Below are 19097 nucleotides of genomic sequence, written 5' to 3' on the forward strand. Positions count from 1 at the left end.
CCTCTGTACCAGCGCATTTCCCTCAATCTGGCTACATTCCCCCGCATGCATATGAATCCTCCCAAACTATCCATGCTCCAGGTGCTGGCCTGCGGCGCGGCCATCGTCACTTTGTCGATGGGCATTCGCCATGGCTTTGGCCTGTGGTTGCAACCCATCACCCAAGAGATGGGCTGGACCAGGCAGTCATTTGCCTTTGCGATTGCGCTGCAAAACCTGTCGTGGGGGGTGATGGGCATTTTTGCGGGCATGGCGGCCGACCGGTTTGGCGCCTTCCGGGTGTTGATGGGGGGCGCCGTGCTGTATGGGCTGGGGCTGGCGGGCATGGCCCTGTCGCCCACCCCGCTGCTGTTTGCGCTGACCACCGGGCTGCTGATCGGCGCGGCGCAGGCGGGCACCACCTATGCGGTGATCTACGGCGTGCTGGGCCGCCAGATTGCGCCCGAAAAACGCTCCTGGGCCATGGGCGTGGCGGCGGCGGCTGGCTCGTTCGGGCAGTTTTTGATGGTGCCTGTGGAGGGCTGGCTGATCACCGGGCTGGGCTGGCAGCAGGCGCTGCTGGTGCTGTCGATGGCGGTGCTGATGATCGTGCCGCTGGCCTTTGGTCTGCGCGAGCCCGGGTTTCAGGGCGCGGCGGCGCCCAAGCGTGAGCAAACCATTGGCCACGCGCTCAAGGAAGCCTTCAGTTACCCCAGCTTCAATCTGCTGATGGCGGGCTACTTTGTCTGCGGCTTCCAGGTGGTGTTCATCGGGGTGCACATGCCCAGTTATCTCAAGGACCACGGCCTGTCGCCCCAGGTGGCCAGCTATGCGCTGGCGCTGATCGGGCTGTTCAACGTGTTTGGCACCTACATCGCAGGCACGCTGGGGCAGCGCATGCCCAAGCGGTTCATCCTGTCGTTCATCTATCTGGCACGTGCCGTGGTCATCACCATCTTCTTGCTGGTGCCGCTGTCACCGCTTTCGGTGTATGTATTCTCGGCCGTGATGGGTGCGCTGTGGCTGTCCACGGTGCCGCCCACCAATGCCACCATTGCCCAGATTTTTGGGGTGCAGCATCTGTCCATGCTGGGCGGCTTTGTGTTCTTCAGCCACCAGATCGGCAGCTTCCTGGGCGTGTGGCTGGGTGGCTATCTGTATGACGCCACGGGCAGCTACGACATCGTCTGGTACATCGCCATTGCGCTGGGCGTGCTGGCGGGGCTGGTGAACCTGCCGATCAAGGAAGCCCCCATCCAGCGGGCGCAACCCCACGCGGCCTGACACCTTAAAAACCGTATTGAAAGAGGCCTGCCGTGAACCCCTCCCAGCCCACCACCCCATCACCGCACGCCCCCCGCGCGCGGCGCAGCTGGCTGCGGGCGCTGGGCTGGCTAGCGGCCGTGGCCGTTTGCCTTGCGGTGTTTGCGATGTACACCGTGCCAGACTTCATGGTCATGGTGGCCGACAAAGTCTGGTCGTGCTTTTGATTTGTGGTATTTTAGGCCCCTAGCGCTTGATAGATAAGCGCCAGCAGCTACCAATTTAATAGCAAACAACACATGCACGGCACGGAAGCACCCTCTGCCTGGGTTCAGCAATGGACGCACTTGGTTCCACCGCACGCCCATGTTCTGGACGTGGCCTGTGGCGCGGGCCGCCACATGCGCTGGCTGCAAGCCCAGGGCCATACCGTCACGGGCGTAGACCGTTCGCCCGAGGCCATCGCCGCCTGCGCCGGATTGGGTGAGTTGATTTGCGCCGACCTCGAAAACGGCCCCTGGCCCCTGCAAGGCCAGCAGTTTGGCGCCGTGGTGGTGACGAACTACCTGTGGCGCCCCCTGCTGCCCACCTTGCTCGCCAGCCTGGCGCCCGGCGGCGTGCTGATTTACGAAACCTTTGCACAAGGGCACGAAACCGTAGGGCGCCCCAGCCGGGCCGACTTTCTGCTGCGCCCGGGCGAGTTGCTGCAGGCTTTTGGGACGCTGCGCACGGTGGCCTACGAGGACGGCTACCTCGAAAACCCGGCCCGGTTCGTGCAGCGGATCGCGGCGGTACGGGAAACACCTCACCCAGAGGCCCCCGCGCGCCATGGGCTGCAGCCCGCGTCTAGTTAGAATGCCCTTTTACCGTTTTCATCTGCGGACATGACCTCTTCCTCCGTGCCTCTTACCGGCAGCATCGTCGCCCTCGTCACCCCCATGCACGAGGACGGTAGCGTGGACTACCCCACCCTGCGCAAACTGATCGACTGGCACATCGCCGAGGGCACAGACTGCATCGGCGTGGTGGGCACCACGGGCGAATCGCCCACGGTGAATGTCGAAGAACACTGCGAGATCATCCGCGTGGCCGTGGAGCAAGCCGCCAAGCGCGTGCCCATCATGGCGGGCTGCGGTGCCAACTCCACCGCCGAAGCGATCGAGCTGGCCAAGTTTGCCAAGAAGGTCGGTGCCGACACGCAGCTGCAGGTCGTGCCTTACTACAACAAGCCCACCCAAGAAGGCCAGTACCTGCACTTCAAGGCGATTGCCGAGGCCGTGGGCGACCTGCCCACCGTCCTCTACAACGTGCCCGGCCGCTCGGTGGCCGATATGCAGCACGACACCGTGCTGCGCCTGGCCCAGGTGCCCGGCATCATCGGCATCAAGGAAGCCACAGGCAACATCGAACGCGCGCAGTGGCTCATCCGCGAAGCCCCCAAGGGCTTTGGCATCTACTCAGGTGACGACCCGACCGCTGTGGCACTGATGCTGTGCGGCGGCCACGGCAACGTGAGCGTCACAGCCAACGTGGCGCCCAAGCTGATGCACGAGCTGTGCGTGGCCGCCATTGCGGGCGACGCACGCTGCGCCATGGAAATCCAGTTCAAGCTGATGCCCGTGCACAAGCACCTGTTCGTCGAAGCCAACCCCATCCCCGTCAAGTGGGCCATGGCCCGCATGGGCTTGTGCGGCGGAACCATGCGCCTGCCCATGACTCCATTGACCCAGGGCAACGAAGCCGTGGTCGAAGGCGCCCTGCGCAGCAGCGGCCTGCTTTGAGCCTGCCCACCCCTCACCGACATTCCAAGGATTTCCGAGTGAAAGCAAATACCCGTCTGGGCCTGCTGGCCCTTGTTGCTGCCCTGTCAGCCTGCTCGACCCTTGAGGGCGACAAGATCGACTACAAAAGCGCAACCAAGGGCTCGACCCTGGAAGTGCCCCCGGATCTGACCCAGCTCTCCAAAGACTCGCGCTACGCCGTGCCCGGCGGCGCCGTGTCTGCCGCCGCGCTGCAGGCCAGCCAACAGGCTGCACAGCCCTCCGCAGCCAGCCAGGCAGCGGCCACCACCATTGGTGACGTGCGCATTGAGCGAGACGGCAACCAACGCTGGCTGGTGATAAACCGCCCTGCCGACAAGCTGTGGGAGCCTGTGCGTGAGTTCTGGCTGGAGAGTGGATTCATCTTCACCCAAGACCAGTCCAACCTCGGCATTCTGGAAACCGACTGGGCCGAAAACCGCGCCAAGCTGCCCCAGGACATCGTGCGTTCGACCCTGGGCAAGGTGTTTGAATCGCTGTATTCAACTGGCGAGCGCGACAAGTTCCGAACCCGCCTGGAGCGCAATGCCAATGGCGGCACCGACATCTACATCAGCCACCGCGGCATGATCGAGGTGTACACCAACACGCAAAAAGACCAGACCATCTGGCAGCCCCGCGCAGCCGACCCCGAGCTGGAAACCGAATTTTTGCGCCGCCTCATGGTCAAGCTGGGCGTGAGCCAGGAGCAATCCAAAGCGATTGCTGCCACCGCCACCCCAGTGCAAGTGGCACCCGCAGCCCGTATCGCCACGGTGAACAACGCACCCGCTGTGCAGTTGGCTGAGAACTTTGACCGCGCCTGGCGCCGCGTAGGCTTGGCACTGGACCGCACCGGCTTCACCGTGGAAGACCGCAACCGCAAGGACGGCCTGTACTTTGTGCGCTACGTCGCCCCCAACGCAGACAAGAAGGAGCCTGGCTTCTTCGGCAAGCTGTTTGGCGGATCGTCGGCAGCCATTCCGCCACTGAAGTACCGCATCGCCGTGCGCAGCGAGGGCAACGCCTCCACCGTGTCCGTGCTCAATGAAGCTGGCGCCCCGGAAACGTCGGCCAATGCCGAGCGCATCGTGCGCGTGATTGCGGACGAACTGAAGTAACCAGCGCAATGCGGGGCACAGCACCGTGCCCCAATCCCGCCCCGCAGCCCCACACAGGAGCTGCGGGGCTTTTTTAATGGACAACACGGGACGCTGGACATGCTGCGCCTCAAAAACCTTGGCAGCGGCAGCTCGGGCAATGCCACCCTGATTGAAGGCAGCGATGGCCTGCACACACGGCGTCTGCTGGTCGATTGCGGCCTGGGCATACGCCAGCTGGAGGCCCGCTTGGCAGAGGCCGGGCTGGCACTGGCCCAGATTGACGCCATCTTCATCACCCACGAGCATTCCGACCACATTGGCTGCGCCCGCTCGTTGGCACTGAAACACCGCATTCCCGTCTGGATGAGCCATGGCACCCACGCCGCCCTGGGCTCCCCCGACCTGGACGGGCTGCTGCGCACCGCACACGATCTGGAGCCCATTGATCTGGGCAGTTGGCAAGCCACCCCCTTCACGGTGCCGCACGACGCCAGGGAGCCCCTGCAATTGCACTGCACCGATGGCGCCACACGCCTGGGGGTGCTGACGGACCTGGGGCACGCCAGCGCGCATGTCAAAGAGCAATTGGCGGGCTGCCACACCCTGATGCTGGAGGCCAACCACGATCCGCAGATGCTGGAGGCGTCGCGCTACCCGGCCTTCCTCAAGCGCCGCATCAGTGGCAAATACGGCCACCTGGCCAACACTGCAGCAGCCGAACTGCTCTGCGCCTTGCAACACCCCGGTTTGGCCTGTGTAATTGCGGCCCACCTCAGCGCACAGAACAACACCCCGGCGCTGGCCCAGCAGGCGCTGGGGGCTGCATTGGGCTGGCACACCGAGCGCATCGCCGTGGCCAGCCCGGCCAATGGAACGCCCTGGATCACCGTCGGGGCCGCATAGCCACAAGGGGCTATTGAATGCACATGGGGCCGGAACAGCCAGCGCTTCCGAAAAAATGACGCCCCAATGCAAAAGCCCCGCTTTTTTGCAAAAGCAGGGCTTTGGTGTGTGGTTCAAGCCGCCCCTTGCGGGAGGCTATGACCCATCCACGAATTACTTGGCTTGCGAAGCAGCGCCGGTGGCAGCAGCGGCAGCAGTGTCAGCAGCAGCCTTGGCAGCGTCAGCAGCAGGAGCGGCTTCAGCGGAAGCAGCAGGAGCAGCTTCGGAGGCAGCAGGAGCAGCTTCAGAAGCAGCGGGTGCTGGAGCTGGAGCGGGTGCTGCCACGGGAGCTGGTGCTGCAGCTGGTTCTTCTTTTTTACCGCAAGCGGCCAGGGCAGCAGCAGCGATCAGGGCGGCCAGAACGACGGAGTTCTTCATTTCAATTTCCTAGTTGGACAGACAAAAAGCTTGAAAAGCCACGGCGACCGGCCAGTTAAAGCCCTGGTACGCATTGGCGCAATGCACTTGAGGGTTGCACCATTTTCAGGCGCAGCCATAAATTATATTGGTATTTAGTCAATAGTGACTAACACCGAAAAAAGGTTTACGGCAAGTTGACATAGGCGCAGACGCAACACCGCCGCGCGTGGCAGCCTCTCAGACCAAGCCACAGCCTCTTGATTCGGATCAAAGCCCCAGGGTGGTGGATGGAAAACCTGGGGAACTCTTGCTGCGCACCCACTCGTTCAACGACTCACGCACCAGAACGCGGCGATCCGACTCGGGGCCCGCCACGCCCACGCACCGTTCTGGGTCAAGCCGCTGCATCACCCAGGCAGGCGACCACAGCACGCTGGGCAAGTCCAGGGGATCTGCCGAAGGACTCTTGCGGCAAGTGATGATGTGGTCCCAGGTGCCACGCCACTGCACAAAGCGCGCATGGCGCCGGATGACCTCGTCGTAGTTCACTGCCAGCATGCTGAAACGGCGCCCGCTCCGCGCCCAGGCCTGGAGCGACTCCACCACCGCCCGCTCACCCAGCGGCCAATCGTGAAAGTGCGCGTCGCTGATCCAGATTTCAGGCCACCCCTCGCGCGCCGCCGTGGCAAAGGCATCGCGCACCATTTGCTGAAACGCCTCTCGCCCGCTGAAGCGCCCCTCTGGCAAGCCGGGCTGATCGGGAGAGCCATTTACGGGGTGGTCTGTGGAGGTCATGGGGTGGCTTCGTCGTCGGTGCAGGCGTGTGCCCAGCCGTCATCGCACCAGATGGACAGCAGCTCCAGCGCATCGTCGCTGGCGCGCTGGACGTCTTTGGCGCTGAGGTAACGCTGGTTGGCCAGGCGGCGCATCAAGGTGGCATCCTTGCCTGCGGCACGGTAGCTTTCACCATTGATGAAGACATGTTGGGCGTCGTACATCATGCGGGTGCGGCGGTCCAGGCGCACAGCCTCCATCATGGCGCCTTTGCCACTGGCGTCAAACCAGACGCTGGGCTTGGGGTCAGTAAGGTACTCACCCAGCGCGCGCTCCAGAGCCAAGGGCTGCGACAAGGCACGCTCCAGCGCTTCGCGGGCAAAGGCCTGCAGGGTGGCGGGGATGGCACCAGGCTCGGCCACGGCCTCTTGCTTGGCATCGCGGTACATCTGCACCTGCTCGTCGTCGGCCGCGTCTTCCGACAAGCGCACCAGCAGCTCCTGCGCCAGCTCAGCTCGGGCTGGAGAGCGAAAGCCGATGGAATACGTCATGCACTCGCCTTCGGCGATGCCGTCGTGCGCGTAGCGGGGCGGCAGGTACAGCATGTCGCCTGGCTCCAGCACAAACTCTTCCTCGGGTTCAAACTCGGCCAGCACCTTCAGGGGAATGCCCTCCTTGAGGGTCAGGTCCTTCTGGCGGCCAATGCGCCAACGGCGGCGGCCATGGGCTTGCAGCAGAAACACGTCATAGCTGTCAAAGTGCGGCCCCACCCCGCCACCATCGGTAGCGTAGCTGATCATGAGATCGTCCAGCCGGGCCTCAGGCACAAAGCGAAACTGCTGCATCAGGCGGTGCACAGCGTCGTCGTGCAAGTCCACGCCCTGCACCAGCAAAGTCCATTCGCGCTGGTTCAGCGCTGGCAGGGCTCGGCGCGAAAATGGGCCGTGGCGCAGCTTCCAGCCACCCTTGACTTGCTGCACCAGACGGGACTCCACAGACTCTTGCGCCGCCAGCGCAAACATTTCGGCGCGCAGCACCGGGGGCTGAAAATTCGGGATCGCCTGGCGCACCAGCAAAGGCTTTTTGTGCCAATGGCGGCGCATGAACTGCTCGGGGGTAAGCCCGCCCAGCAGGGACAAAGGTTGTTGGATATCCATGAAAAGGCACCTGCCCCTGGCGGGGCTGTTGGTCAAACTGCGACAATTCTCCTATGGAAATTACCCAACAATGTGTGGTCGCACTGACCTGGACCCTCAAAGACACCCTCGGAGAAGAGCTGGACGTGCTGGATGAGCCGGTGGAGTTCCTGCTCGGCGGCAACGATCTTTTGCCCCGCATCGAAGAAGCCCTGCAAGGCCACAGCGCAGGCGCCAAGCTGGCGCTGCACCTGGAGCCTGAGGATGCCTTTGGCGACTTCAACGACCAATTGCTTTTTTTGGAGCCGCGCCAGCTGTTCCCGGCCGAGATCGAGGAAGGCATGACCTTCGAGGGCTCCGCCCTGCCCGCCGAATGCAATCCGGCTGCGCCCCGCAGCGGCCTGTACACCGTGACCGAAATCTACCCCGAGCATGTGGTGCTGGACGGCAACCACCCGCTGGCAGGCATTGCGCTGCGCCTGCAGCTGAAAGTGGAATCGGTGCGCGAAGCCACCGAAGAAGAAGTGGGCCGGGGCACCACAGGCACGGGCTTCTTCCGCATTGAAGCCCAAGCCCCCGGCAGTCAATTGCTGCACTGACCCACGCCCCACGCCCACCAGCGCGCGGTGGGCGTGGGTGCAGTAGCTGTTCAGCTTACTGGCGGGAGATTTGCCCGTTGTAGAGGCGCACGCGGTCTCCGATGCGCAGATCGCCCGGCGAACCCACGTCATACACGCGGTAGCCGCCATGGTCCAGCTGGACGGAAATCCGGTAGCCCTCGACGTAGTCGCCAGAGCTGTTGCGGCCCTCGATGGCGTTGCCCGCCACGGCACCGCCAATCACCCCCACGGCAGTGGCGGCAGCGCGCCCGCTGCCCTTGCCCACCTGGTTGCCCAGCAAACCACCCACCACGGCCCCCAGCACGGCGCCGCCACCCGAGGTCTGGCCAGAGCCACGGCTTTGCAGCACTTCGATGTTGGAAACCCGCCCAAACTCCGTACCACGGGGGTTGTTGTTCACGGGATAGGACGGTGCGGCCCCTTGGTAACCACCGCCATAACCACCACCGTAGTAAGGGTCGGGCCGGTTGTGGCCGCAGGCGGACAGGGCCAGCACTGCGGCGATGGAGCAAGCCACGATGGCAGAGCGATTGAATTGGGGCATAAAAGGTCTCCTTGAGAGGATGTGCCGAAGGCCCTGTGGATTGCAAGGGCCCCGCACGGGGATCAGGTACAAATTACACCAACGCGCCAAGGATGCGCCCAGTGCACAGCCCCCTGATGAAGCGTCGGTAAAAAGCCCAACGAAACGTAAGAATCGACCGACGCCCCTGCTGGCGGCGCGCCAGAGGCACCGCAGCGATCAGGCCTTGCCTGTAGAACCGTACCCGCCCGCACCACGCTCGGTGGCCACAAAGTCCGTCACCACGTTGAACTCGGCCTGCACCACGGGCACGATGACCATCTGGGCCAAGCGCTCCATGGGCTCGATGGTGAAAGCGACATCGCTGCGGTTCCAGGCACTGACCATCAACTGGCCCTGGTAGTCGCTGTCGATCAACCCCACCAAGTTGCCCAACACGATGCCATGCTTGTGCCCCAGGCCCGAGCGGGGCAGGATCAGCGCGGCGTAACCGGGGTCCTTCAGGTACACGGCAATGCCCGTGGGCACCAGTTGCCAGGCATTGGGCTGCAGGGTCAGGGGGGCATCCAGGCAGGCACGCAGGTCCAGCCCCGCGCTGCCAGGGGTTGCGTAAGCCGGAAGCTGCTCGGCCATGCGGGGGTCCAGGATCTTGACGTCAATCTTCATAAGGTTCGCTCTCGAAATAAAACCAGGCGCAATGCCATAAAAAAAGCCCTCTGCGCTGGCATGGCCCGGCAGAAGGCGGTGCGTAGAAAAGGAGGGGCCGGTGGTACTGGTTGCCTACAGAGCTCTCAGCGCTGCAGGCGCCGGGCGATTTCGCCCACCAGTTGCTGGGCCAAGGCGCGCTTGGAGGCGCGCGGCAGTTCGCTGTGCCCCTGCGCATCCACCAACAGCAAGGCATTGTCATCCTGCCCAAACGTGGCGGGGCCAATGTTGCCCACCAGCAGCGGCACACCCTTGCGGGCACGCTTGGCCGTGGCGTGCGCCAGCAGGTCGTGGCTTTCTGCGGCAAAGCCCACGCAATACAGCGCCCCCGACTGGGACTGGGGCGACTGGGCCACGCGGGCGAGGATGTCGGGGTTCTCCACAAAATGCAGCGCGGGGGGTTGGCCCGAGCCGTCTTTCTTGATTTTCTCGGCCGACTGCGCTGCCACGCGCCAATCGGCCACTGCGGCAGTTGCTATAAATACAGTAGCACCTTGCGCTTGTTCCTCAACCGCTTGCAGCATATTTTGTGCAGATTTCACATCCACGCGCCGCACCCCGCGGGGGGTGGGCAAGTGCACAGGCCCAGCCACCAGGGTCACGTCGGCCCCAGCCTCGCGCGCCGCACGGGCAATGGCAAAGCCCATTTTTCCGCTGGAGAGGTTGGTAATACCCCGCACCGGGTCGATGGCCTCAAACGTGGGGCCGGCGGTGATCAGCACCCTCTGCCCGGCCAGCACCTTGGGTGCAAAAAAGGCGATCAATTCTTCCAGCAACTCGCTGGGCTCCAGCATGCGGCCATCGCCGGTCTCACCGCAGGCCTGGTCGCCATTGCCCACCCCCAGCACCGTGGCGCCATCTGCTGCCACCTGGGCCAGGTTGCGCTGGGTGGCAGGGTGTGCCCACATTTCGCGGTTCATGGCGGGTGCCAGCAACAGGGGCACGCGGTCGATGGGGCGGGCCAGGCACATCAGGCTCAGCAGTTCGTCCGCGCGGCCCTGCACCAGGCGGGCGATGAAATCGGCACTGCAAGGCGCAACCACGATGGCATCGGCCTCGCGGCTGAGGTTGATGTGCGGCATGTTGTTGGGCTCGCGCGCGTCCCACTGCGATCCGTACACGGGGCGGCCCGACAGGGCTTGCATGGTGACAGGCGTGATGAATTGCCCGGCCGCTTCGGTCATCACCACCTGCACGGTGGCCCCGGCCTTGATGAGCTGGCGGCAAAAATCGGCCGCCTTGTAGCAAGCCACGCCCCCACTCAGACCCAGAACAATGTGTTTGCCAGCAAGCTCATTCATGGGCGCGAATTTAGCAGACCCCGACCAGGGCTCAGCCGGCAGCTGCTTTCATGCCCCATCTATAATCCCAATTTCCCACCACCATAAAACGACATGACCAAATTTGTCTTCGTCACCGGCGGTGTGGTGTCTTCCCTCGGTAAGGGAATCGCCTCAGCCTCCCTTGCCGCGATCCTCGAATCGCGGGGACTCAAAGTCACCCTCATCAAGCTTGACCCCTACATCAACGTAGACCCAGGCACCATGTCCCCCTTCCAGCACGGCGAGGTCTTTGTGACCGACGACGGCGCGGAAACCGACCTGGACCTGGGCCACTACGAGCGTTTCATTGAAACGCGCATGAAGAAGTCCAACAACTTCACCACCGGCAAGATCTACCAGTCCGTGCTCGAAAAAGAGCGCCGTGGCGACTACCTGGGCAAGACCGTGCAGGTCATCCCGCACGTCACCAACGAAATCCAGGAATACATCAAGCGCGGCGCGGGCATTGGCACCGACGACGCGGTGGATGTGGCCATCTGCGAAGTGGGCGGCACCGTGGGCGACATCGAGTCGCTGCCGTTCCTTGAAGCAGTGCGCCAGTTAAGCCTCAAGCTGGGCCCCAACAACTCGGCCTTTGTGCACCTGACCTACCTGCCCTGGATTGCCACGGCTGGCGAGCTCAAGACCAAGCCCACCCAGCACACCGTGCAGGAGCTGCGCAAGATCGGCATCCAGCCCGATGCGCTGCTGTGCCGTGCACAAAAGCAGGTGCCCGAAGAAGAGCGCGAAAAGATCTCGCTGTTCACCAACGTGCCTGAATGGGGCGTGATCAGCATGTGGGACGTGGACACCATCTACAAGGTGCCACGCATGCTGCACGAGCAAGGCCTGGACGGCCTGATCTGCGACAAGCTGCGCCTGAACACCCCGCCCACCAGCCTCAAGCGCTGGGATGAGCTGGTGTATGAAACCGAACACCCTCGCGGCGAAGTCACCATCGCCATGGTGGGCAAGTACGTGGACCTGTCGGACAGCTACAAGTCCGTCAACGAGGCACTGCGCCACGCGGGCATGAAGAACCATGTGCGCGTGAAGATCGAGCACCTGGACTCGGAGACCATCGACAGCGCCAACGCTGCTGGCAAGCTGACCAAGTACGACGCGGTTCTGGTGCCCGGCGGCTTTGGCAGCCGCGGTGTGGAAGGCAAGATCAGCACGGCCCAGTTTGCCCGCGAGCACAAAGTGCCTTACCTGGGCATCTGCCTGGGCATGCAAGTGGCCACCATCGAATACGCCCGCCATGTGGCCGGGCTGGCCGATGCCAACAGCACCGAGTTCAACCCCACCACGCCCCACCCCGTGATCGCCTTGATCACCGAGTGGAAGGACGCGGACGGCACCATCAAGAAGCGCGACGAGAACTCGGACCTGGGCGGCACCATGCGCCTGGGCGCCCAAAGCTCGGATGTGTCCAAGGACACGCTGGCCCACAGCATCTACGGCGATGTGGTGACCGAACGCCACCGCCACCGCTACGAAGCCAACGTGAACTACCTGGATCAGCTACGCAAGGCGGGCCTGGTGATTTCGGCCCTGACGCAGCGCGAGCAGCTCACCGAAATCGTGGAGTTGCCACAAAACGTGCACCCCTGGTTCATCGGCGTGCAGTTCCACCCTGAGTTCAAGTCCACCCCCTGGAACGGCCACCCGCTGTTCAACGCCTTCATCAAGGCGGCGGTGGAACACCAAAAGCAAGCGGCGAAAGCCTGAGGAAAACGGCCATGCAACTGTGCGGATTTGACGTTGGCCTGCAGCAGCGCTTTTTCCTGATCGCAGGTACTTGCTCCATCGAAGGCCTGGAGATGTCGCTCGACGTCGCGGGGCAGCTCAAGGAAGCCTGCACGGCCTTGGGCATTCCCTTGATCTACAAGGGCTCGTTCGACAAGGCCAACCGCTCGTCTGGCACCAGCCAGCGCGGCGTGGGCATCGATGCGGGCCTGAAGATCCTCGATGAAGTGCGCCGCCAGTTGCAGTTGCCCATCCTGACCGATGTGCACGACACCTCCCACGTGGCCGAGGTGGCCAGCGTGGTCGATGTGCTGCAGACCCCCGCTTTCTTGTGCCGCCAAACGGATTTCATCCGTGCGGTGGCCCAAAGCGGCAAGCCGGTGAATATCAAGAAGGGGCAGTTTCTTGCGCCCTGGGACATGAAAAACGTCATTGACAAGGCCCGTGCTGCCGCCAAGGAAGCCGGCCTGTCGGAAGACCGCTTTCTGGCCTGCGAGCGTGGTGTGAGCTTTGGCTACAACAACCTCGTGGCCGACATGACCAGCCTGGCCGAGATGCGCAACTCGGGCGCGCCGGTGGTGTTTGACGTGACCCACTCGGTGCAAAAGCCCGGCGGCCTGGGCGCAGTGAGTGGCGGCGCCCGCGATATGGTGCCCGTGCTGGCCCGTGCGGGTGTAGCGGTGGGTGTGGCGGGCCTCTTCATGGAGACCCACCCCAAGCCCGCCGAGGCCTGGTCGGACGGCCCCAACGCCGTGCCGCTCAAGCACATGAAGGCGCTGCTGGAGACCTTGGTAGCGCTGGACGATGTCACCAAGAAAAACGGATTCCTTGAAAACAACTTTGGAGCCTGAGACATGAGCAGTGGTTACGTCATCGCATCCGTCACCGTCACCAACCCCACGCAGTACGAGGAGTACCGCAAGTGGAGCACCCTGGCCATGCAAGCCCACGGCGCCGAAGTGTGCGTGCGCGGCGGCAAGGTGGAAGTGCTCGAGGGCGACTGGAACCCCGGCCGCACCGTCATCCTGAAGTTCGCCAGCTTTGACGCGGCCCGCGCGTTCTACGACACGCCCGAGTACCAAAAGGCCAAGGCCGCGCGCGAAGGTGCGGCCATCATGCGCATGGTATGCGTCGAAGGCGTTTGACCGCCTTCGCACCTGATCGCTCACTAATTGATAGCTGCTAGCGCTTATTAGATAAGCGCTAGAGCCCGATTTGATTTAAAACTTCTGCAAAAGGAAAACCATGAGTGCCATCGTTGACATCGTAGGCCGCGAAGTGCTGGACAGCCGCGGCAACCCCACCGTCGAATGCGACGTGCTGCTGGAATCGGGCGTGATGGGCCGCGCTGCGGTGCCGTCGGGCGCCTCCACCGGCAGCCGCGAAGCCATTGAGCTGCGCGATGGCGACAAGAGCCGCTACCTGGGCAAGGGCGTGCTCAAGGCCGTGGAACACATCAACACCGAAATCAGCGAAGCCGTGCTGGGCCTGGATGCTTCCGAGCAAGCCTTCCTGGACAAGACCCTGATCGACCTGGATGGCACCGAGAACAAGAGCCGCCTGGGCGCCAACGCCATGCTGGCCGTATCGATGGCCGTGGCCCGCGCTGCCGCCGAAGAATCTGGCCTGCCCCTGTACCGCTACCTGGGCGGCATGGGCAGCATGCAGTTGCCCGTGCCCATGATGAACGTCATCAACGGCGGCGCACACGCCAACAACAGCCTGGACTTGCAAGAGTTCATGATCATCCCCGTGGGCGCCCCCACCTTCCGTGAAGCCCTGCGCTGGGGTGCCGAGGTGTTCCACGCCTTGAAGAAGATCCTGCACGACAAGGGCATCAGTACCGCCGTGGGCGACGAAGGCGGCTTTGCCCCCAGCGTCGAAAGCCACGAAGCCGCCATCTTGCTGATCCTGCAAGCGATTGAAGCCGCAGGCTACACCGCTGGCGAACAAATCGCCCTGGGCCTGGACTGCGCTGCCAGCGAGTTCTACAAGGACGGCCACTATGTACTCGAAGGCGAAGGCGGCATCAAGCTCACCGCCCAGCAATGGACAGACATGCTGGCATCGTGGTGCGACAAGTACCCCATCATCAGCATCGAAGACGGCATGCACGAAGGCGACTGGGACGGCTGGAAGATCCTGACCGACCGCCTGGGCAAGAACGTGCAGCTGGTGGGTGACGACCTGTTCGTGACCAACACGAAGATCCTGAAGGAAGGCATCGACAAGCACATCGCCAACTCGATCCTCATCAAGATCAACCAGATCGGCACGCTGACCGAGACGTTTGCCGCCATCGAGATGGCCAAGCGCGCGGGCTACACCGCCGTGATCTCTCACCGCTCGGGCGAAACCGAAGACAGCACCATTGCCGACATCGCCGTAGGCACCAATGCAGGCCAGATCAAGACCGGCTCGCTGTCGCGCTCGGACCGCATCGCCAAGTACAACCAACTGCTGCGCATCGAAGAAGACCTGGGCGACATCGCTCACTACCCAGGCCGCGAAGCGTTCTACAACCTGCGTTGATGCCACCACGGGCGGTGCGCCGCAGTGCACCGCCCGGCTGAACGGCACCGACTGACCGAGTCTTCGACCCCTCGCACCCTTCACCGACTTCATGAGCACCCGCCTTGTCCCTGTGATCCTGCTGGCCTTGCTGGCCGCAGTGCACGCCCAGCTTTGGCTGGGGCGCGGCAGCTTGCCGCAGGTGACAGCAATGCAGCAGAAGATCGACGAGCAAAAGACCGCCAATGCCCAAGTGCGCCAGACCAATGAGCGTCTGGCCTCTGAGGTCCATGACCTCAAAGAAGGGCTGGACATGGTGGAAGAGAAGGCACGCAACGAGCTGGGCATGGTCAAGCCCAACGAGGTGTACGTTCAGTTCACGCCGCGCTGATCACTCGCAAGCGATCGCGCCCCCCCGGTTGGCCTTTGCCAGCCCACTCCTCACATGACCGTCCACATCCTGGGTGCCGCCCACACGGGCGCAGAAGCGCTCTGGCAGGCCTTGGCCGAGCGGCTGGGGCCATTGGCTGGGCACTTGCACCCATCAGGGGCCGTGCCCGACGATGCGCCCGCCCTGACTCTGCCCGCCCTGGTGGTGCTGATGGGCCTGGACTGGCCCTGCTCCGCTGCGGAACAGTCCCAGCGCGCCGAACAGGATGCCCAGTTGCGCCAAGGGCTGGCATTGCGCGGCATCGCCTACCGTGTGTTGTACGGCCCACTGGAGCGCAGGCTGTCCAGTGTTTTAGCGGCCCTGGACGAGGGCAAGACCAAACCGCCACAGCCCGCCATGGCGGCATCGGCGCCCCCCGCGCCAGACAGTGAAAGCAACCCAGACACCCGAGCCAGGCTGCGCGCATGGGGATGCGAGAAATGCAGCGATCCGGTATGCGAGCACCTGCTCTTTACGTCTTTGAAACTGGCGCCACCAGCCTAGAAGCAGCCTTGGGGCCTGGCCCTAGGAGCCTGTCGGACTTGGAGCGTCGATAGCAAAAATCGGCCCCAGCGAGGACAGTTTTTGCCGAATTTGCAGCTCCATAGCCGAGCTATGGGGCAAAAAGGCGGTGTTTTCAAAGAGCGGCGAAGCCAAAAATGGACCGCTGCGGTCGATTTGCAGCCGACGATTTCCAAGTCCGACAGGCTCCTAGGCACTCTCCTGGCTCACGCTGTGCCGAATGGACTTGAGCAGGATGATGATCTGGTTGGAGGCAAAACGGTAACCCCCGTTGAGAATGGCCACCACGCGCTCCCACTCCCCTTGCTGGGCCAGCTCCACGATCTCGGCGGCTTGCTCGTGAAAGTAGCGGTGCCGCGCCAGCAGCATGGGGTATTCGGGGTGGTGACCCAGCATTTCGCGCCCGACGCCGTGCAGCCAGCGGCCCAAGGCGCTGTAGTTGTCGCGCCGAATCACTTCGGGGTCCAGCCCCACCTGAGAGCGCCCTTCCAGATAGTCCATCAGCCGCGCTTTCCAGCGTTCATGGGCATTGATGGCGGCATCCACATCCAGCTCGGCGGGCACCGAATCAACAGGGGGCGAGGCCAATGCCAGCGGGCCATCGGCTGGTGCGGTTGACGACACGGAATTCTGGGCCGACGCCCCCAAAAATCGGCGAAGAAAATCCATGAAAACCCTCCCTTATGGGGGCGAATCTTATGTGAGGACTTGTCGCCAATGTGTCAACAATCGTCACATACGGGGAGCGGTTTCCAGGGGCCTGCGACAGGCCGCAGCCCGCCATGGGCAGCATTCAAGGTGCGCGTTTTGGCAAAGAATCAGAAGCACAGCGTCAGATCGGCGCCCCAAGCCAGGGCGCCGCCGCCGTTACTGCACCCCTGAAGGTGCGGGCGGTTGCGCCACCGTGGGAGGCACAAAGATCTGGGCAGCATCCACGGCGTCAAAGCGGTACTGCTGGCCGCAAAACTCGCAGCCCACTTCGATCTCGTTGCGCTCGGCCAGGATGCTCTCGGCTTCTTCCGCCCCCAGGCTGCGCAGCATGTTGGCCACGCGCTCCCGGCTGCAGGTGCAGGCAAAGCGGGGGCCCGACTCCCCTTGCTGCGGCTCAAAGCGCAGCAGCTTTTCTTCCCAGAACAGGCGGCGCAGGATGGTGTCCACATCCAGCGTCAGCAGCTCATCGCGCGTCAGGCTGGAGGCCAGGTGCGCAATGCGGTTGTAGTCTTCGTTGTGGCCGATCTGGTCTTCGTTCTCACGGTGCGTCAGCCCCTGCGCCAGATTGCCTTCGCCCTTGAGCGGCATGCGCTGGATCAGCAGCCCGGCGGCGACCTGGCTGTTGGCGGCCAACACCAGCACCGTATCGAGCTGCTCGGACTGCAGCATGTAGTGCTGCAGCACGTCCGACAGGCGATCGAGCTTCTCATGGTGGTCGCCATGCAAAGGCACCACGCCCTGGTAGGGCTGTTGGCCTGGGTGACGGTCCTTGGGGTCCAGGGTGATGGCGCAGCGCCCGCCGCCGCCCACGTTCACCATCTGGCTCAACTTGGCATCTGGCGGCACCTCGCCATTGACCGTGGCAGTGGCCCGCAGGCTCAGGTCTGACTGCACCTCGGCCACGGCCACCTTGACGGGGCCATCACCAAAGACCTGCAGCACCAGCGCCCCATTGAACTTGATGTTGGACTGCATCAGCACACCAGCCGCAGCCATCTCGCCCAGCAGCTCCTGCACCGGGGCCGCATAGGCGCCCGTGGCTGAGTTGCTGGCACGGCGCTGCAACACATCGGTCCAGGCATCGGTCAGGCGCACGATCATGCCGCGCACAGGCTGGCCTTCGAAAAGAAACTTGTGGAGTTCAGACACTCAGGGATTCCAGAAAAGCGTAAAAAAGGAGACGCACAACCAGCGGGGCTGCCGCGCGTCAGTCGATGCGGCGCAAGCCCGCCTTGAAGCGGCGGGCGTTCTCGATGTAGTGCAGCGCACTTTGGCGAAGGCCCTCGATCTGCTCGGGCGTCAGCTCGCGCACCGCCTTGGCCGGGCTGCCGATGATCATGGAGCCATCGGGAAACTCTTTGCCCTCGGTCACCAGGGCCCCGGCGCCCACCAGGCAGTTCTTGCCGATCTTGGCGCCGTTGAGCACCACAGCGCCAATGCCGATCAGCGATTCGTCCCCAATCGTGCAGCCGTGCAGCATGACCTGGTGGCCCACCGTCACGCGCGCCCCCACCACCAGGGGTTTGCCAAAGTCGGCATGCAGCACGCTGGCATCCTGGATGTTGGTACCCGCACCGATGGTGATGCTGTCGGTGTCGCCCCGCACCACCGCACCAAACCACACGCTGGCGTCTTCACCCAACGCCACCCGCCCCATCACCTGGGCGCTGTCGGCCACCCAGGCCGATGCGGGCACCTGGGGGACCACACCATCCAGTTCATACAAAGCCATGCCACACACTCCGGTTGAGGTAAAGAAAGAAACCCATCAAGAAACAAATGGCTGCCAATTGTTTACAAAGCGTGAGCAGTGCGGTAGGTGGCAGGGCCTAGAATTGTAAGGATGGAGCTTCGCCAACGTGCACTGCAGGTTTTATGCCTGACAGACCCAGACCAAAAAGCGGCCGCAGCGCTTGATCTACAAGCGCAACTAGCTACATATTCGATAGCGGACACATTCCCCACCAATACCGTGGACCCGGCCAGCCTGCCCGGCCACCCGGCCCGCCCCGCGCTGATGCGCCACACCGAAGTGGCCCGGCGCTCACCCGCTACGGCGCAGGGCCGCGCCATCCTGATCCACGCCATTGCGCACATTGAGTTCAACGCCATCAACTTGGCGCTGGACGCCGTATGGCGCTTTGACGCCATGCCCGCTGACTATTACCGGAACTGGGTGCAAGTGGCGGCAGAAGAAGCCATGCACTTTGGCCTGCTGCGCGACCACCTGCGGGCCCAGGGGCATGACTATGGCGACTTTCCCGCGCACCAGGGCCTGTGGACCATGTGCGAGAAAACCCAGCACGACATCGTGGCGCGCATGGCGCTGGTGCCCCGCACCATGGAAGCGCGGGGCCTGGACGCCACCCCACAGATCCAGAACAAACTGCGGCAAGTGGGCACGCCCGACGCCCTCGCAGCGGTCGAGATTTTGAACACCATCTTGCGCGACGAGGTCGGGCATGTCGCCATAGGCAACCACTGGTACCGCTGGCTGTGCGAGCGCCAGGGGATCAACCCCGAGACGCACTACGCCGAACTGGTCAAAAAGTACGAAGCCCCCCGGCTCAAGCCCCCGTTCAACAACGCGGCCCGCCGCCAGGCAGGCTTTACCGAGGCAGAGTTGCAGTGGCTACAGCAAGGCTGAA

The 19097-nt window shown here is 63.5% G+C and carries 23 protein-coding genes; 14 read left to right on the forward strand and 9 right to left on the reverse strand.

All coding sequences use genetic code 11. The annotated features are described in order from the left end of the window. The first annotated feature begins 45 nt into the window (after positions 1–45). From CLU86_RS12315 to CLU86_RS12335, 6 genes are all read left to right on the forward strand, one after another. Positions 46–1263, forward strand: coding sequence for an MFS transporter (locus tag CLU86_RS12315; RefSeq protein WP_099656326.1), 1218 nt, complete (start codon positions 46–48; stop codon positions 1261–1263). A 32-nt stretch (positions 1264–1295) separates the two neighbouring features. Beyond that, entirely contained in the window at positions 1296–1469 is a 174-nt protein-coding gene (locus CLU86_RS22830; protein ID WP_158236327.1) for a hypothetical protein, read from the forward strand. Positions 1470–1541: 72 nt separating this feature from the next. Next, positions 1542–2096, forward strand: coding sequence for a bifunctional 2-polyprenyl-6-hydroxyphenol methylase/3-demethylubiquinol 3-O-methyltransferase UbiG (locus tag CLU86_RS12320; RefSeq protein WP_099741799.1), 555 nt, complete (start codon positions 1542–1544; stop codon positions 2094–2096). A gap of 30 nt (positions 2097–2126) precedes the next feature. After that, complete coding sequence (gene dapA / locus CLU86_RS12325) at positions 2127–3023, forward strand: 4-hydroxy-tetrahydrodipicolinate synthase (protein WP_099741800.1); 897 nt, start codon at positions 2127–2129, stop codon at positions 3021–3023. Positions 3024–3061: 38 nt separating this feature from the next. Beyond that, complete coding sequence (bamC, locus tag CLU86_RS12330; RefSeq protein ID WP_099656329.1) at positions 3062–4162, forward strand: outer membrane protein assembly factor BamC; 1101 nt, start codon at positions 3062–3064, stop codon at positions 4160–4162. A gap of 99 nt (positions 4163–4261) precedes the next feature. Beyond that, positions 4262–5047: an MBL fold metallo-hydrolase gene (locus CLU86_RS12335; protein WP_099741801.1), complete on the forward strand. Its 786-nt coding sequence runs from the start codon at positions 4262–4264 to the stop codon at positions 5045–5047. A 153-nt stretch (positions 5048–5200) separates the two neighbouring features. Here CLU86_RS12335 and CLU86_RS12340 read toward each other — a convergent pair whose 3' ends face one another. From CLU86_RS12340 to CLU86_RS12350, 3 genes are all read right to left on the reverse strand, one after another. After that, positions 5201–5464 carry a hypothetical protein gene (locus tag CLU86_RS12340; RefSeq protein ID WP_099741802.1) on the reverse strand — a complete coding sequence of 88 codons (264 nt, stop codon included), beginning with the start codon at positions 5462–5464 and terminating at the stop codon, positions 5201–5203. A 249-nt stretch (positions 5465–5713) separates the two neighbouring features. Beyond that, positions 5714–6241: a hypothetical protein gene (locus CLU86_RS12345; RefSeq protein WP_099741803.1), complete on the reverse strand. Its 528-nt coding sequence runs from the start codon at positions 6239–6241 to the stop codon at positions 5714–5716. Then, the gene (locus CLU86_RS12350; protein WP_099741804.1) at positions 6238–7377 is read right to left on the reverse strand and encodes a cupin domain-containing protein; all 1140 of its coding nucleotides are present in this window, start codon (positions 7375–7377) and stop codon (positions 6238–6240) included. The genes CLU86_RS12345 and CLU86_RS12350 overlap by 4 nt, the downstream gene beginning before the upstream one ends. Before the next feature lie 53 nt (positions 7378–7430). On the opposite strand from CLU86_RS12350, the gene CLU86_RS12355 reads away from it, so the two are divergent. Then, positions 7431–7955 (forward strand): peptidylprolyl isomerase, encoded by a 525-nt coding sequence (locus CLU86_RS12355; RefSeq protein WP_099741805.1) that lies wholly within the window; start codon positions 7431–7433, stop codon positions 7953–7955. A gap of 55 nt (positions 7956–8010) precedes the next feature. Here the strand turns inward: CLU86_RS12355 and CLU86_RS12360 are convergent, their stop codons facing one another. The 3 genes from CLU86_RS12360 to coaBC form a co-directional block, all read right to left on the reverse strand. Beyond that, complete coding sequence (locus CLU86_RS12360) at positions 8011–8520, reverse strand: glycine zipper 2TM domain-containing protein (protein ID WP_099741806.1); 510 nt, start codon at positions 8518–8520, stop codon at positions 8011–8013. A gap of 198 nt (positions 8521–8718) precedes the next feature. After that, positions 8719–9165: a dUTP diphosphatase gene (gene dut / locus CLU86_RS12365; RefSeq protein ID WP_099656336.1), complete on the reverse strand. Its 447-nt coding sequence runs from the start codon at positions 9163–9165 to the stop codon at positions 8719–8721. Positions 9166–9290: 125 nt separating this feature from the next. Beyond that, positions 9291–10505: a bifunctional phosphopantothenoylcysteine decarboxylase/phosphopantothenate--cysteine ligase CoaBC gene (coaBC, locus tag CLU86_RS12370; RefSeq protein WP_099741807.1), complete on the reverse strand. Its 1215-nt coding sequence runs from the start codon at positions 10503–10505 to the stop codon at positions 9291–9293. 93 nt (positions 10506–10598) lie between these two features. Here coaBC and CLU86_RS12375 point away from each other — a divergent pair, with 93 nt between their 5' ends. The 6 genes from CLU86_RS12375 to CLU86_RS12400 all read left to right on the forward strand — a co-directional run bounded on the left by CLU86_RS12375 (position 10599) and on the right by CLU86_RS12400 (position 15720). Further along, positions 10599–12257 (forward strand): CTP synthase, encoded by a 1659-nt coding sequence (locus tag CLU86_RS12375; RefSeq protein WP_099656338.1) that lies wholly within the window; start codon positions 10599–10601, stop codon positions 12255–12257. A gap of 11 nt (positions 12258–12268) precedes the next feature. Continuing rightward, on the forward strand, positions 12269–13126 hold the full coding sequence (gene kdsA / locus CLU86_RS12380; RefSeq protein WP_099656339.1) for a 3-deoxy-8-phosphooctulonate synthase: 858 nt from the start codon (positions 12269–12271) through the stop codon (positions 13124–13126). 3 nt (positions 13127–13129) lie between these two features. Further along, the gene (locus tag CLU86_RS12385) at positions 13130–13420 is read left to right on the forward strand and encodes a DUF1330 domain-containing protein (RefSeq protein WP_056173684.1); all 291 of its coding nucleotides are present in this window, start codon (positions 13130–13132) and stop codon (positions 13418–13420) included. 100 nt (positions 13421–13520) lie between these two features. Beyond that, positions 13521–14807: a phosphopyruvate hydratase gene (gene eno, locus CLU86_RS12390; RefSeq protein WP_099741808.1), complete on the forward strand. Its 1287-nt coding sequence runs from the start codon at positions 13521–13523 to the stop codon at positions 14805–14807. A 91-nt stretch (positions 14808–14898) separates the two neighbouring features. Next, positions 14899–15177, forward strand: coding sequence for a septum formation initiator family protein (locus CLU86_RS12395; protein ID WP_099741809.1), 279 nt, complete (start codon positions 14899–14901; stop codon positions 15175–15177). Between the two features lie 54 nt (positions 15178–15231). Further along, entirely contained in the window at positions 15232–15720 is a 489-nt protein-coding gene (locus tag CLU86_RS12400; RefSeq protein ID WP_099741810.1) for a hypothetical protein, read from the forward strand. Between the two features lie 207 nt (positions 15721–15927). Here the strand turns inward: CLU86_RS12400 and CLU86_RS12405 are convergent, their stop codons facing one another. The 3 genes from CLU86_RS12405 to CLU86_RS12415 all read right to left on the reverse strand — a co-directional run bounded on the left by CLU86_RS12405 (position 15928) and on the right by CLU86_RS12415 (position 18181). After that, positions 15928–16407, reverse strand: a complete 480-nt coding sequence (locus tag CLU86_RS12405) for a CZB domain-containing protein (RefSeq protein ID WP_099741811.1) — start codon at positions 16405–16407, stop codon at positions 15928–15930. A gap of 198 nt (positions 16408–16605) precedes the next feature. Then, positions 16606–17598: an Hsp33 family molecular chaperone HslO gene (locus tag CLU86_RS12410; protein ID WP_099656344.1), complete on the reverse strand. Its 993-nt coding sequence runs from the start codon at positions 17596–17598 to the stop codon at positions 16606–16608. A 58-nt stretch (positions 17599–17656) separates the two neighbouring features. Beyond that, positions 17657–18181 (reverse strand): gamma carbonic anhydrase family protein, encoded by a 525-nt coding sequence (locus CLU86_RS12415; protein ID WP_099741812.1) that lies wholly within the window; start codon positions 18179–18181, stop codon positions 17657–17659. Positions 18182–18292: 111 nt separating this feature from the next. Here CLU86_RS12415 and CLU86_RS12420 point away from each other — a divergent pair, with 111 nt between their 5' ends. Then, complete coding sequence (locus CLU86_RS12420; protein ID WP_099741813.1) at positions 18293–19096, forward strand: ferritin-like domain-containing protein; 804 nt, start codon at positions 18293–18295, stop codon at positions 19094–19096. The last annotated feature ends 1 nt before the right edge of the window (position 19097 follow it).

Origin of the sequence: Acidovorax sp. 62, assembly GCF_002754495.1 — a bacterium.
In the GTDB taxonomy this organism is placed as follows: Bacteria; Pseudomonadota; Gammaproteobacteria; order Burkholderiales; family Burkholderiaceae_C; genus Acidovorax.